This window comes from Mesorhizobium sp. ES1-1, from assembly GCF_020164785.1.
Classification (GTDB): Bacteria; Pseudomonadota; Alphaproteobacteria; order Rhizobiales; family Rhizobiaceae; genus Mesorhizobium.
In genome coordinates this window covers 45,964-59,911 of sequence record NZ_JAIUGX010000015.1, presented here as the reverse complement: position 1 = coordinate 59,911, position 13,948 = coordinate 45,964, and the positions used below count along the sequence as shown (strand labels likewise).

Below are 13,948 nucleotides of genomic sequence, written 5' to 3'. Positions count from 1 at the left end.
ATGACGAAGCTGAAACTCGGCCCCCTCATCGAAGACAAGCCCGTGAAGGTGACGGTGGAACTGCCGGGGCCGCTGCACCGCGATCTTGCCGCCTATGCAGAAGTGCTGGCTCGCGAAACCGGCCAGCCCGCTGCCGATCCTGTCAGGCTGATTGTGCCGATGCTGGAACGGTTCATTGCGACAGATCGGGGCTTTGCCAGCGCCCGAAGGTCTCGCTCATGAGGTGCCGAGCGAGTCATGGCGCGTCGCGGCGATGATTTCCATCAACGTATCGACGGCCTTTCGTGTCGCATCCCATTTGGCGGTCTGATCCATTTCCCGGTTCTGAAGGGTGAGGCTCACCGCGCCGTGTACCGTTGACCAGAACATGAAGCTGTAACGGCTCAGATCCATGCCGGGCAAAAAGCCTTGGTCCTGAGAGCAGCGAAGTCCCGTCAGCAATAGATTTAGTATCTGTCTTCCAGCTTCGCCCGACCATGGATCATCGCTGACTCCGAGCCGTGGCGGCGGTGTGAACATCAGTCGGTACAGCGTGGGGTTTTCGAGGGCAAAGCGGACATAGGCATAGCTGCCATCACGCAAATAGCCGAATGGATTGCCGCGCATCTGCTGGAAGACGGCCAGCTTTTCTCTGTAGAGCTGGTTGAACCCTTCGTCCCGAACGGCGCGCAACAAGGCGCTTTTGTTGCGGAAATGGCCGTAAAGCGCTGGCGCTGTGCAACCGATGGCGTGCGCGACCGCAGTCAGCGGTACGTCGAGGTCGCCACGTTCTGACAGCAGCCGGATCGTTTCGTCGATCGCGCGACGAGCAATATCAAGTTCTTGCTCTTTCCGGGGACGGGCCATGCGGATGCCTGTTGCAACTCGTCGTGAAAACTAAACGACATTTACTTTTTTCGTTGACGGAGCGGAAGTCAAGAAGCAGCATTCGGTAACTGAACGTCGTTTAGTTTGAGGATGTGCGGAGAGCCGATGAACGCACACAGATCGATTTTCGCGTTGATGATGGCGGGGTGCCCGTCAGAAACCGAACGCTGTTTCGGATGATGCACCATGGCTGTGATCGGGAACAATCAGACCTCACCTGATGATAGCCTCACAAAAGTCGTTGAGGGGAGACCCGGCACATCTGCGGTCCGGCTGAACCAGTTGCGATATTTTGTGGCCGCCGTCGATTATGGGAGTTTTCGCAAGGCTGCTGCCGCGCTTTCTGTGCAGGAATCCTCCATCAGCCGACGAATCCGTGATCTCGAAGATGAACTCGGGGCGTCGCTTTTCATGCGCCATGCTGGCGGGGTGCGGTTGACCCTTGCCGGGCGGGAATTCCTGCGCAACGCTCGCCATGCTCTTCGCCAGATCGACATTGGGGTGACCAAGGTGGCGGCGGTTGGCCGGGCGGAGCAAGGGCTGATCAAGGTCGGGATATTTTCGTCCCTTGCGTCAGGATTTCTGTTCGATCTGTTGCGTGCCTTCGGCACGCGCCACCCGAACGTGCAGGTCGACCTTATTGACGGCAATCCGCCCGAGCACATCGCGGCTGTCCGGAAACTTTGTCTGGACGTCGCATTCATCACGGGAACCGCGGCATGGGATGGCTGTGAGGCGGAGCATTTATGGTGCGAGAAGGTTTTCGTGGTGCTGCCCGATAACCACCCTTTGACGGGCAAGCCGGAACTTGGATGGGGCGATTTGGTCTCCGAACGGTTCATTGTGAGTGACGTTGCGCCGGGTCAGGAGATCCACGACTATTTGGTTGCTCACCTTGCCGGTCTCGGCCGCCACCTCGATATTCAGTCTCAGCAGGTCGGCCGCGACAATATCCTATCGCTGGTCGCTCTCGGTCGCGGCCTCACTCTGACGAGCGAAGCAACGACCGTCGCCCAGTTTCCAGGGATCACCTACCGGGAACTTGCGGATGAGGTGCTGCCGTTCAGCATGGTCTGGTCCGCGCAAAACGACAATCCGGCGTCTCGGCGGCTGTTGAGCCTGGCACGATCGCTGACAGGGCTGACCCGGCGAAAATAGGGTTTGACGGCACTGTACGATCACGCCGTAGCATTGGCTGCAATCGACATCGACCGTGTCGGTATCGAAGATGTCGTGGCCCTGCCCACGTCCAGGCTGACCGACTTCGATAGCGCTTTTGCCCCGCCGTGTTTGTGCACGGTGACACGGTGCGCATCCGGCCTTCCTCGGGCTTGACAGTTTGAGGTTTGTTAGAATAGAAAATATACGGACATCACAAGGTGTCCCATATACTTTTTATCCTTTCAAGTGCGGCGGGACGAGCAATGCTGAAATGGGGTGTCGAGAGGCGGTTGGAGTTCATCGAATTCCGCCTGTTCTGGGAGGGGGGTGTCAATCGCTCTGACCTGATCGATACGTTTGGCGTCTCCGTTCCGCAGGCGTCAAAGGACTTGACCCATTATCAGGAGCGTGCGCCGCAGAATGCGGTCTATGATAAAAGCGCTCGCCGCTACGTAGCCGGCCCGGAATTTCAGCCGGTGTTTCTAGATCCGGACCCGGACGCCTATCTCATGCGGCTTCGATCGATGGCGGAAGGTTTCGCCGACGCGGGGGCGAACTGGCTCGCTGCCCCGCCTGACATGGATATCGCTCTGACTCTGCGCCGTAAGGTCGATACCGAAGTTCTGCGTTCGGTTCTGGCGGCAGTGCGGGAGGAAAGGTCGCTGGACCTTCACTACCAGTCCATGAACCGCGATCGGCCCGATCCGGCATGGCGGCGTATTACCCCGCATGCCTTCGGCTTTGATGGTCTGCGCTGGCATGTGCGGGCCTGGTGCCATGAAACGGAGCGCTTCAAGGATTTCCTGCTCTCGCGTGTCCTTGGATTCGGCGAGTTCGGCGAGCCAGGTGCTGCTGCGGCACAGGACCGGCTGTGGCAGGAAACCTTCGATATCACCCTTGTGCCGCATCCTGATCTGTCGGTCGGTCAGCAGGCGGTGGTCGCAAAGGATTACAACATGGCGGACGGGCGCGCTGTGCTGACAGTTCGCTACGCCATGCTGTTTTATGTGCTCAAGCGGTTGGGACTTCTTGAGGGAGCGCGGACGCGAGATCCCCGGACCCAGCATATCGTTGCAGCAGACGAACAGGAGGTTGCCGCCGCTCTTGAGCGTGCGCAGCATGAGTTCGATGAGGCCGACGTAGCAAGCGGGGCCGTGCCCCGATGATGTCTGCCGTACCGAAATACCGGATGTCCTTCAGTGTGGGCGGGCTCATGCTCAATGAGAGCCTCGCGATTGCGCAAGACTATCGGCCCGGTGAGAGTTGGGCGTCTGCTCGTGAGCGCTTGCTGGCCCAGGGCGCGTCATCCTTACCCAAACTGGCCTCGCAAACCCGCGCGCTTCGTGAAGTGTACGACCGGATAGGCCATCTCTCCGATGCCGAACGTCATTACCTGTCGGTAGAGGCTGACCGCGTCGAGCAGCAGGCGATGATGTGGCTGGCGGTCTGCCGGACCTATCGTTTTGTCCACGAATTCGCAGTCGAGGTGATCAGCGAACGCTACCAATCATGGCGGCTCGACCTGGGCCATGAGGTTTTTGACCGCTTTTTCGCGGAGAAGGCTGAAAGCGATCCCGGCCTCGCCGCTCTTTCAGCTTCAACCTGCGCAAAATTGCGTCAGGTCTTGTTTCGGATACTACGTGAAGTTGGTTTGATAAGCGTCGAGGGTAGAATTCAGCCGATTTGGTTATCGGGGCGCATGAAGCGGCTGATTGAGGAGAGTAATCCGGCGGACTTGCACGTCTTTCCCGGAATTGGGGGGTAATGGTGGGCACGAAAACTGATCGGCGCGCCCGCGCCGAGCACCTATTCAGGGTAGTTTCCAGCGATCGGTTCTTGCAAAAGCAAGGGCTGGGAAACGAGGTTCCCTTCTTTATCTGCGCTTTTGATGCCGAAGACGGACTGAGCCTGGGCGAGGATCGCGAGGATCTGATCGCCCGGCTGAGCCACGCCGGTGTGCGCGTACTTGATATCGATCTCTATGACCTTTCGATCAGGATCCTCGAAGACCGGGGCATCTTCGAGCAGATCCTTGAGGTTGAAGCCGAAACGGAAAAGGCGGAGCTCAAGGAACTGTTGCAGGGGGTTCTGGACCCGCAGGCGCACCTCATTCCAGAGATTGCGCGGCGCATTGAAGAAGTCCCGCACGACGTGATCTTCCTGTCAGGCGTAGGCGAGGTTTACCCCTACCTGCGGTCGCACAACGTACTCAACAACCTGCAAAGCACCGCGAAAGATCGCCCGACGGTCATGTTCTTTCCGGGAAAATACACGCACGCGCTGGCGACAGGAGCATCGCTGGAATTGTTCGGCTTACTCCATGACGACAAATACTACCGCGCGTTCAATATCATGAATTACGAGGTCTGACCGATGGCTACTTTTCTGCGTGATATCTTTGCCAAGCCGGTCGACCGTTCGATCGATGGGGTGATCAAGGCTGACGACAAGGCCAGCCTCCTGACCGAGCTCGATGAATATGTCATCACCAATGAGATCGGCGCTCGGCTGGAGCAATTCCTCGACGCCTACAACAATTATGATACCGCGAACGGCGTGTGGATTTCTGGCTTCTTCGGGTCAGGTAAGTCTCACCTGCTGAAGATGCTCGCCCTTCTGCTGGAGAATGACGAGGTCGAAGGGCAGCGTGCCGTCGAAATCTTTGAGCGGAAGCTTGCGGGCAACCCGATGCTGGCGGGGGCTTTGCGCAAGGCAGTGTCGATTCCATCCCGGTCGGTCTTGTTCAATATCGACCAGAAGGCGGATGTGATCTCGAAGGCGGATGTTGATGCGCTTCTCGCCGTCTTCCAGAAGGTCTTTGACGAGATGTGCGGCTACTATGGCAAGCTCCCGCATATCGCGCAGTTCGAGCGTGATCTGGACAGTCGAGGCAAGCTCGATGCCTTCAAGGCGGCCTTTGCGCAATCTTCCGGAAAGCCTTGGGAGCGCGGGCGCGAACAGGCTCTGATGGAAGGCAAGCACATTGCCGCCGCCTTTGCCGACGTCACGGGCGATGAGGTCAAGGATATTCTTGGCCAGTATCGTAAGGATACGAAGGTTTCGATCGAGGATTTCGCCAATATGGTGAAGTCGTGGATCGATGCGCAGGGGCCGAAGTTCCGGCTGAATTTCTTCGTCGATGAGGTGGGGCAGTATATCGCCGACAACGTCAAGCTCATGACGAACCTGCAAACCATTGCCGAAAGCCTGAACACGAAGTGCAAGGGGCAGGCCTGGATTGTCGTCACCGCCCAGCAGGACATGGGTTCGGTCATCGGGGATCTGACGGCGCAGCAAGAAAATGACTTCTCGAAAATCCAGGCGCGCTTTGCCAACCGGATGCCGCTGAACTCTCAGGATGTGGCCGAAGTCATCCAGCGCCGTCTGCTGGCCAAGACCGAGGCTGGTCAGATCACCCTTGGCAATCTTTATGATGCTGAGGAAAACAACCTGCGCACTCTGTTCGATTTCGGCGATAATTCCTTCAAGTTCAGGAACTTCTCCGGAAAAGACCAGTTCGTCGCGAGCTATCCGTTCCCGAACTACCAGTATGACCTGTTCCAGCGCGCGATCATGGGCCTCTCGCAGCATAACGCGTTTGAGGGCAAGCACAGTTCGGTCGGCGAACGCTCTATGCTGGGGGTGTTTCAGGAGGTGGCCAAAAAGCTGGCCGACACGCCGGTTGGGGGGCTGGCGACCTTTGACCTGATGTTTGAGGGGATTCGCACCGCCCTGAAATCATCGGTTCAGCAGTCAATCCAACTGGCTGAAAAGAACCTTGGCGATGATTTTGCCGTGCGGGTGCTGAAGGTGTTGTTCCTTGTCAAATACGTCAAGGAATTCAAACCGACTGCCCGCAACATATCGATCCTCCTGCTGTCCCGGTTCGAGGCGGACCAGACGGAGCAGCGTCGCAATATTGAAGAGGCTTTGTCGCTTCTGGAACGCCAGACGCTGATTCAGCGCAACGGTGAGGTCTATGAATTCCTCACCAATGAGGAAAAGGACGTCGAGGCCGAGATCAAGGCAATCGCCGTCGATCCCGCCGAGATAGAACGGCAGCTCGATGAACTGGCGTTCGGCGCGATCCTCCGTCACGGCAAGATCAAGCATGCCGGCACGGGCGTCGATTACGCTTTCACCCGCAAGCTTGACGGCCACAGCCTGAACCGGGAACATGAGCTTTCCGTCAATATCATCTCGCCGTTCAGCGACGATTCCGACGCACCGGATGTGGTTCGTTCGAACAGCATGGCAAGCGATGAGATGATTGTCCTACTCGGGCGTGATGTGCGTTTTACGCGCGATCTCGTCCTCTGGCTCCAGACCGTAAAATTTGCGCGTCAGGTCACCAGCGGCGACGCCCAACCCGGTCGTGATCGTATCATTGCGGAAAAGCGTGACCAGAATACGCGCCGCGAAAAGGAACTGGTGCAGCGGCTGCGCGGCCTGATCGCGGATGCTCGACTCTTCGTGCGCGGTGCCGAGCTGGAGATCGGCGGCGAAGATCCACAGGATCGGCTGGTCAAAGGTTTCCAGGTCTTGGTGGACAAGGTCTATACCAGCCTGCCTGTCCTGCGCGGCGCCACTTACACCGAAGCAGATCTTGGGCGAGCCGGACGCGTCGATGGCGGGCTTTTCGGCGGCGAAGGCAGCGGTCTGACCGAAGCCGAGCAGGACGTGCTGAATCATGCTCAGGCTCAGATGCGCCTTGGGACGCGGGTCTCGGTCAAAGCTTTGGTCGAGAAGTTCGGAGCAAAACCTTATGGCTGGCCCGCCATCGCGGTTCTCTGCCTGACCGCGAGCCTTGTCGCGCGCGGCAAGCTTGAGGCTCGGGCCGACAGTGCTTTGCTGGAAGGGGATGCGCTGGTGCAGGGGCTGCGCAACAGTCATGCCCTTGGCAATATTCTGCTTTCCCCGCAGATCGAGTTCACTGCTGCCCAGATCCGCAAATCCCGCGAACTGTTTCAGGAACTGTTCGATCTTCCAGCCTCTGGCAATGACGCGCGCAGTCTGGGTGCGGAGTGGCAGACGCAACTGCGCAAGCTGCTCGGCGATGTCGAGCAGGAGAGTCGCGCCATTGCAGCCTATCCCTTTGCCGCCGCCCTCGATCCCCTGCGCACCATGCTGGATGGGATGCGCGACCAGTCGGCGACCTGGTTCATCACCGGCCCGATCGGGCAGGAAGACCAGCTTCTTGATGCAAAAGAGGATGTCTTCGACAAAGTCCGCAGCTTCATGCGCGGGCCGCAAAAAGCCATCTACGATGAAGTGCGCTCTTTCCTGACCAAGCAGGATCAGAACCTTGGCTATTCCGAAGGTGCTGCCGCCGACAAACTGCGTCAGGTTCTTGAGGATCCGCAGTGCTACAAGGGCACCGCAATTCAGGAACTGAAAGCGGATTTTTACGCCCTGAAGGAGCGTATCGAGCAAACCGTTCTGGCTGAGCGCACCGCTGTCATCACAGCGATTGACGAGGTTGCCGAAAAAGTCGCCCAGACTTCGGAGTTTGGCGCTCTGCCGCCCGAACAGCAGGCGCGCATCCGCGAAGAGCTTGTATCGCGGAAATCAGGCCTTGCCGCACAGAGCCTGATCCCGGCCTTGCGCCATCTGGTGACTGAAGTGCGTTCCAATCTTCTGGCAGACACGCTGACGCGCATTGCTGAACTGACACCTGCACCAGCTCCGACGCCTGCGCCCCAGCCCGAACCTTCCGGTGGCGTGGCTGAAGCTCCATCCGCGCCGTATGTGCCACCGGCACCGGCCAAGCCCCAATATATCAAGGCGCAGTCGATCACCGTCCCCTTCGCGAAAACCTATCTCGAAGATGAGGACGATGTGACCCGCTACCTTGATGAGATGAAAAAGACCCTGCTGGCCGAGATCGGCGCGGGCAAGAAAGTGATTGTCTGATGGATACCAACGCCCTGAAGAAATTTGCGCAAAGCGCGCGCAACCTGCTGATCGATCAGGTCACCGCCCGGCTGAACATGGTGCTGGCCGAAGGCGCAGCGGCTCGCCGCGAACATCCTAAGGCGATTGCGAAACTGGAGGCCGCTGCCAACAATAACCGCGGGCAGGTGATCGAGCAGGCCGCCTACACATGGTTCAACCGCTTCACCGCGCTGCGCTTTATGGACGTCACGGGCCTGACCAACCCGCGCGTGGTATCGCCTGCGGATGGCGCCACCCGGCCCGAGATATTGGCGGAGGCGATGGCTGGCAACCTGCCGGATCGTGCCCGGCCTGAGATTGTCGAATATCTGAACGGCACCCGCCCCGCCCATGATGGGCAGGCGGAGGCCTATCGCCTGCTGCTGATCCATGCCTGCAACGAATGGCACGGCGCGATGCCCTATATGTTTGAGCGCGCCGATATGCTCGACCGGGCCGAGGATTATACCGAGCTGCTCATACCCGACGATCTTCTGTCGCCGGACAGCATCCTTGCCCGCCTGCGCGAGGTGATGACGGAAGATGCCTGCCAGGATGTCGAGATCATCGGCTGGCTGTACCAGTTCTATATCAGCGAGAAGAAGGATCAGGTTTTTGCCGGCCTGAAAAAGAACCAGAAGATCACGGCCGAGAATATCCCCGCCGCGACGCAGCTATTCACCCCGCATTGGATCGTCCGCTATCTGGTGGAAAACTCGCTGGGACGGCTGTGGCTGCTGAACCGTCCGCAATCGAAGCTGGCGGCGAAGATGGATTATTACATCGCGCCGGAAGAGCCGGAGACGGATTTTCTGCGGATCACCCGGCCCGAGGATATCCGCATCTGCGATCCGGCCTGTGGCTCGGGCCATATGCTGACTTATGCGTTTGACCTGCTCTACGAAATCTATGCGGAGGAAGGCCATGACTCGGCCGAGATCCCCGGCCTGATCCTCAAGCATAACCTGACCGGCATCGAGATTGACGATCGCGCGGGTGCCTTGGCGGCCTTTGCGCTTTCGATGAAGGCGTCCGCAAGGCTGGGGCGACGGCGGTTCCTGCGGATGGAGGAAAGGCCCGGTATCGTCGTTCTTCAGAACGTAACCTTCACGCCCGCCGAGATGCAGGATGTGGCCGCCGTGGTGGGCAAGGATCTGTTCACCGATGAACTGCGCGAGACGCTGGGGCAGTTCGAGCAGGCCAAGAACTTCGGCTCGTTGATCATACCGAAGCTGCGCGATCCGGCCGAGACGCTGCGGGTGGTCGAAGCGCGGGATTTTGGTTCCGACCTGCTGCTGAAAGAGGTGCAGGCGCGTGTCGTCGCCGTGCTGCGCATGGCCGAGGCGCTGTCGCCGAAGTATCATGTGGTGGTGGCTAACCCGCCGTACGGCGGAGCCAAAGGCTTGAATGACGCACTGAACAGGTTTGGGAAAAGCAACTTCCCGAACTCTAAGAATGATCTGTATGCCATGTTTATGGAACGTGTGCTTGGTATGACAAGGCCGCACGGGTCAATGGCAATGGTCAACATGCAGTCGTGGATGTTCCTGTCTCGTTACGAGGCAATGCGAAGCGATATACTGTCCAATGGAACAATTCTTACAATGGCGCACCTCGGGGAGCGTGCTTTCGACACAATTGGCGGCGCTGTCGTTTCCACGACGGCCTTTATTCTAAAGAGGATCTATCGTCCGGATTTTAAGGGCTCTTTCCTTCGCTTGACCGAGGGGGCAAGTGAGGCAGAAAAAGCGCGCCTTGCAAGAGAGACAATTTCACAGAGGACACTTAATTGGCATACGGCCTGCTCGCGAGACTTCGAGACCTTTCCTGGAAACCCAATTGCATATTGGGCAACGCAAAAGTTTCTGCAAGCATACCGAGCAGGCGAGAAGCTTGGCGACATTTCCGAGACTGCAGTCGGCTTGTTCACCTGTGATAACGAGCGCTTCCTCAGATACTGGCACGAGGTCTCCGATACCGACACCGACCGGGTAAACGAGCAATTAGAACAAACTAAAGCAAAGTATTACCCCTACAATAAAGGCGGTGGATTTCGCAGATGGTATGGCTTGAATGAACTGGTAGTGTTCTTTCAGGATGAGGGCATCGAGATTCGCGATCACCGAAAAAACTCAGGGCAGTCGTGGTCTCTGCCTGGAGAAAGATACTATTTCAGGGAGGGCATTACTTGGTCTGGACTTACTTCCGATGCTAACAGTTTTCGTTGGTCAGATAAGGGCTTTGTTTTCGAATCAAACAAAGGGCAAATGCTATTCTCAAACCAAAACCACGAACTTCTGCCCTTTCTGAACTCCAAGGTCTGCGCTGAAATTGTTTCATTGATTAATCCAACGCTTTCCCTGCAAAGCAACGAAGTAAAGAAGATCTCTTACACTCGGCCATCAGGGGCCCAAGTGGGTAAGATTTGCGAACAGTTGGTTAAACTGTCTCGCTCAGACTGGGACGCCTACGAAACATCCTGGGATTTCACCAAGCTCCCGCTGCTCTCACCCGATCACCGGGCCGGGACGCTGGAGGCCACCTATGCCCGCCTGCGCGCCCACTGGCAGTCCATGACCGATGAAATGCAGCGGCTGGAGCAGGAGAACAATCGCATCTTCATCGATGCCTATGGGCTTGCAGACGAACTCACCCCCGAAGTGCCGATCGAAGAAATCACCCTCACCTGCAACCCGGCCTATCGCTATGGCGTGAAGGGCTCGGAAGAGGACCGCGAGGCGCGGCTGCGTGAGGATACGGTGGCCGAACTCCTCCACTATGCCGTGGGCTGTATGTTCGGGCGCTATAGCCTTGATGCGCCCGGTCTGATCCTCGCCAATCAGGGCGAAGGGATTGAGGACTATCTGGCGCGCGTGCCGGAGCCGACGTTTGCCCCCGACCGCGACAATGTCATCCCGGTGCTGGATGCCGACTGGTTCGCCGATGACATAGTCACCCGTGCCCGCGATTTCCTGCGCGTCACCTTTGGCGAGGCGAAGTTCCGCGAAAACCTTGCCTTCGTTGAGGCGGCGCTCGGCAAGGATCTGCGCAAGTGGTTCACCAGGGATTTCTTCGACTATCATGTGCGCCGCTACAAAAAGCGCCCGATTTACTGGATGTTCTCTAGCCCCAAGGGCAGCTTCAATGCGCTGATCTATATGCACCGCTACCGGTCCGACACCGTCTCGGTCGTGCTGAACCAATATGTGCGCGAGTTCATTCACAAGCTGGAGGTGGAGCGCACCCGGCTGGAAAAGCTGGCTGTCGATCCTGCCGCCACGCCCGCGCAGCAAACAAAGGCGCAGAAGGAAACGGCTACGGTTATCAAGCAGCTTGCCGAGCTGACCGAATGGGAGCGCGATGTCGTCTATCCGATGGCGCAGCAGAAGATCGCCATCGATCTGGATGACGGGGTGAAGCGCAATTATCCACTGTTCGCCGGTGCGCTAAAGCCGATCAAGGGGCTGGAGGCTGCGGATGACTGACCGCATCACCTCCGGCCTGATGCGGCTCTATGAGGATCAGGGCCATCGCATCGTCTTCTGGTATGACACCGCCCGCGATCTGCGCGAGGCATTCGATGCGGTTGATCTGCCCGGCGTCACCAAGGTGGAGATCGCCAATAACGAATTCGGCCTGAAATACCGCATGCTGCGGCAGGAGCCGAAGGCGCGGTTCCTGCTCTATAAGGACGGCCCCGAGCCACCGATGCCCGAGAACTGGCTGCTGGATGTGCAACTGGCCAGCGCTGTGTTCCGCGCCGATCAAGCGGCGATCTGGGTGGCTGATCTCGGCATTCCGGCGAAGTATGAAGCCGCCGTCCGCGATCACGCCGAATTTTACCGTTCCGGCAAGCGGCTGGAAGCGCTGCGCGCGATCGAGCACGAGCGGCCCTCGCAAAGCGCCAACGATGTCCGCCGCAAGATGCTGGCGGTCTGCGCTGGTGCGGATGGCGATCTCGATACGGTGATTGAGGCGTTGCTGGCCGAGCTGGCTGAAGGCCGTGATGAGGCGCTGAAGCTGGTGGATCGTGTCGGGCTGTCAGAGTTCTTCTGGAAGGAAGTGACAGCGCGTTATGGCTATGCGGCGGATGCGCCGGATTTTCAGGATTTCGCCATCACGCTGTTTTCCAGCGCCTGGGCGCGGGCCATGGGAGAGGCTGCCCGCCTGAACACTGATGCCGCGTTGATGTTCCGCCGCTGGAGCGCCTCGCGCCGGTGGGGTGAGGCGTTCGAGAAGCTGTCGGGCGATTATCAGGACGTGCTGAAGATCAGGGACGATCTGGCTTCCCGCGATTTCCGTAGCCTGATGCCGCATGATCACTTCGAGGAAGTGGATCGGAGGATCGTTGTCGCCATCGTTGAGGGGCTTGCCCGGCAGAGCCTGTCGGCGACAGATGTGCTGAAATGGGTGCGCGATCGCCGCCAGAGCCATTGGTATAGCCGTTACGCGGATGTCTATCAGGCCATTGGCTATGCGACCGAGTTTCAGCAGGCGCTGGCCGAGGCTGATCTGACGATGACCAGCCTGTCCGATGGTGTGAAGCGCTATTCCGCAAGCTGGTTTCGACTGGACCAGCTCTATCGCAAGTTCATCTATCACATGCAGAAAAGCGGTCAGTCGGGGCTGCTGTCCGCGCTCTATGAGGCGGTTGAGAACCGTTACACTACGAATTTCGTGCTCAAGCTGAACGATGCCTGGCAGGATCAGGTTGCCCGCCTGACGGACTGGGCGGTCCCGGGCTTTCCGCGTCAGGTGGATTTCTATCGGGAACAGGCCGCTGAATACCGGCGCAAGGATCAGAAGGTCGTCGTCATCATCTCGGATGCGCTGCGCTATGAGGTGGCCGAAGAGGCGCTACGCGAGATCCGCAAGCTCAATCGGTTCGATGCTGAACTGAAGCCAATGATCGGGGTTTTGCCGAGCTACACGCAGCTTGGCATGGCGGCGCTGTTGCCGCACCGGCAACTGGCGATCCGCGACGACAATGATCTGGTGCTGCTGAACGGTGAAAGCACCATGGGGGCCGCCGCTCGTGAAAAGGCTCTTGCTGCGGGCCGGACTGGAGACCGGGTAAAGGTTCTCGCGGCGAAGGATTTCATGAATCTGGGATCATCGGAGGGTAAAGACCTCTTCCGGGATCATGATGTCCTCTATCTGTATCACAACCAGATCGACGCAATTGGCGACAAGCTCGCCACGGAGGAAAATGTCCCCGCCGCGGCAGAGACTGCCATCGAGGATCTGGTGAAGCTGGTGCGGAAGCTCACCTCGGCCAACTTCTCGAACATCCTGATCACCGCCGATCACGGCTTCTTGTGGCAACACAAGGCTCTGGAAGAGAGCGGCTTCGCGCTGAGCGAGCCGGAAGGCGAGATCGTTACACGCAACCGCCGCTTCGTGATCGGCCGAGGCCTTAACAGCAGTGGCGGCATGAAGAAGTTCTCTGCCGCACAGCTTGGGCTGGAAGGTGAGCAGGACATTCTGATCCCGAACTCGATCAACCGCCTGCGGGTCAAAGGATCAGGCAGCCGCTTTGTCCATGGCGGGGCGAGCCTGCAGGAGATCGTCCTACCGGTCCTGCGTGTCGGCAAGCAGCGTAAGGAGGATGTCGGACAGGTTTCGGTGCAGATCATTCCGCCACCCCGTGCTCAGATCACCACGGGCCAGATCCAGGTCACCTTCTATCAGGCGGAGCCAGTGACCGACAAGCAGCAGCCCCGGCAGGTGCATGCAGCCATCTTTGCTGACGATGGAACACTCATCTCTGACGAAGCCGAGTTGGAATTCGATTTCACGTCTGAGAACCCGCGTGAGCGCGAGCTGTCGCGGAGCTTCCTGCTGTCCAAGGCGGCAGACGCCTATAACAATCAGACAGTCTTCCTGAAGCTGCGAACGCGCATCGGCAAGACCAGCCATTTCGAGGATCACGCTTCGCAGCCGCTGCTGCTGAAACGCGGGATCAGTACAGATTTCGATTTCTGAG

At 58.5% G+C, this 13,948-nt stretch carries 9 protein-coding genes; 8 read left to right on the top strand and 1 reads right to left on the bottom strand.

Annotation, left to right across the window (positions count from 1 at the left end):
• On the top strand, positions 1–222 hold the full coding sequence (locus LB513_RS22725; RefSeq protein ID WP_038148826.1) for a DUF2274 domain-containing protein: 222 nt from the start codon (positions 1–3) through the stop codon (positions 220–222).
• Here the strand turns inward: LB513_RS22725 and LB513_RS22720 are convergent.
• Entirely contained in the window at positions 217–846 is a 630-nt protein-coding gene (locus LB513_RS22720; protein ID WP_092958031.1) for a TetR/AcrR family transcriptional regulator, read from the bottom strand. The genes LB513_RS22725 and LB513_RS22720 overlap by 6 nt on opposite strands.
• A 207-nt stretch (positions 847–1,053) precedes the next feature.
• On the opposite strand from LB513_RS22720, the gene LB513_RS22715 reads away from it, so the two are divergent.
• The 7 genes from LB513_RS22715 (at position 1,054) to pglZ (ending at position 13,947) form a co-directional block, all read left to right on the top strand.
• On the top strand, positions 1,054–2,025 hold the full coding sequence (locus LB513_RS22715) for a LysR family transcriptional regulator (protein ID WP_092958033.1): 972 nt from the start codon (positions 1,054–1,056) through the stop codon (positions 2,023–2,025).
• Between the two features lie 266 nt (positions 2,026–2,291).
• Positions 2,292–3,194 carry a WYL domain-containing protein gene (locus LB513_RS22710; protein WP_092958035.1) on the top strand — a complete coding sequence of 301 codons (903 nt, stop codon included), beginning with the start codon at positions 2,292–2,294 and terminating at the stop codon, positions 3,192–3,194.
• Positions 3,191–3,793 carry a DUF1819 family protein gene (locus LB513_RS22705; protein ID WP_092958037.1) on the top strand — a complete coding sequence of 201 codons (603 nt, stop codon included), beginning with the start codon at positions 3,191–3,193 and terminating at the stop codon, positions 3,791–3,793. Before LB513_RS22710 ends, LB513_RS22705 begins: the two co-directional genes overlap by 4 nt.
• Complete coding sequence (locus tag LB513_RS22700; RefSeq protein ID WP_092958039.1) at positions 3,793–4,398, top strand: DUF1788 domain-containing protein; 606 nt, start codon at positions 3,793–3,795, stop codon at positions 4,396–4,398. Before LB513_RS22705 ends, LB513_RS22700 begins: the two co-directional genes overlap by 1 nt.
• A 3-nt stretch (positions 4,399–4,401) precedes the next feature.
• Complete coding sequence (gene brxC, locus LB513_RS22695; RefSeq protein ID WP_092958042.1) at positions 4,402–7,941, top strand: BREX system P-loop protein BrxC; 3,540 nt, start codon at positions 4,402–4,404, stop codon at positions 7,939–7,941.
• The gene (pglX, locus tag LB513_RS22690; RefSeq protein ID WP_092958044.1) at positions 7,941–11,447 is read left to right on the top strand and encodes a BREX-1 system adenine-specific DNA-methyltransferase PglX; all 3,507 of its coding nucleotides are present in this window, start codon (positions 7,941–7,943) and stop codon (positions 11,445–11,447) included. The genes brxC and pglX overlap by 1 nt, the downstream gene beginning before the upstream one ends.
• The gene (gene pglZ / locus LB513_RS22685; protein ID WP_092958046.1) at positions 11,440–13,947 is read left to right on the top strand and encodes a BREX-1 system phosphatase PglZ type A; all 2,508 of its coding nucleotides are present in this window, start codon (positions 11,440–11,442) and stop codon (positions 13,945–13,947) included. Before pglX ends, pglZ begins: the two co-directional genes overlap by 8 nt.
• The last annotated feature ends 1 nt before the right edge of the window (position 13,948 follow it).

What these genes read in the sequence shown, in the direction of transcription:
- LB513_RS22710 (WP_092958035.1), top strand. Translation starts at nt 2,292, where the DNA reads ATGCTGAAATGGGGTGTCGAGAGGCGGTTGGAGTTCATCGAATTCCGC.
- LB513_RS22700 (WP_092958039.1), top strand. Translation starts at nt 3,793, where the DNA reads ATGGTGGGCACGAAAACTGATCGGCGCGCCCGCGCCGAGCACCTATTC.
- brxC (WP_092958042.1), top strand. Translation starts at nt 4,402, where the DNA reads ATGGCTACTTTTCTGCGTGATATCTTTGCCAAGCCGGTCGACCGTTCG.
- LB513_RS22715 (WP_092958033.1), top strand. Translation starts at nt 1,054, where the DNA reads ATGGCTGTGATCGGGAACAATCAGACCTCACCTGATGATAGCCTCACA.
- pglX (WP_092958044.1), top strand. Translation starts at nt 7,941, where the DNA reads ATGGATACCAACGCCCTGAAGAAATTTGCGCAAAGCGCGCGCAACCTG.
- pglZ (WP_092958046.1), top strand. Translation starts at nt 11,440, where the DNA reads ATGACTGACCGCATCACCTCCGGCCTGATGCGGCTCTATGAGGATCAG.
- LB513_RS22705 (WP_092958037.1), top strand. Translation starts at nt 3,191, where the DNA reads ATGATGTCTGCCGTACCGAAATACCGGATGTCCTTCAGTGTGGGCGGG.
- LB513_RS22720 (WP_092958031.1), bottom strand. Translation starts at nt 846, where the DNA reads ATGGCCCGTCCCCGGAAAGAGCAAGAACTTGATATTGCTCGTCGCGCG.
- LB513_RS22725 (WP_038148826.1), top strand. Translation starts at nt 1, where the DNA reads ATGACGAAGCTGAAACTCGGCCCCCTCATCGAAGACAAGCCCGTGAAG.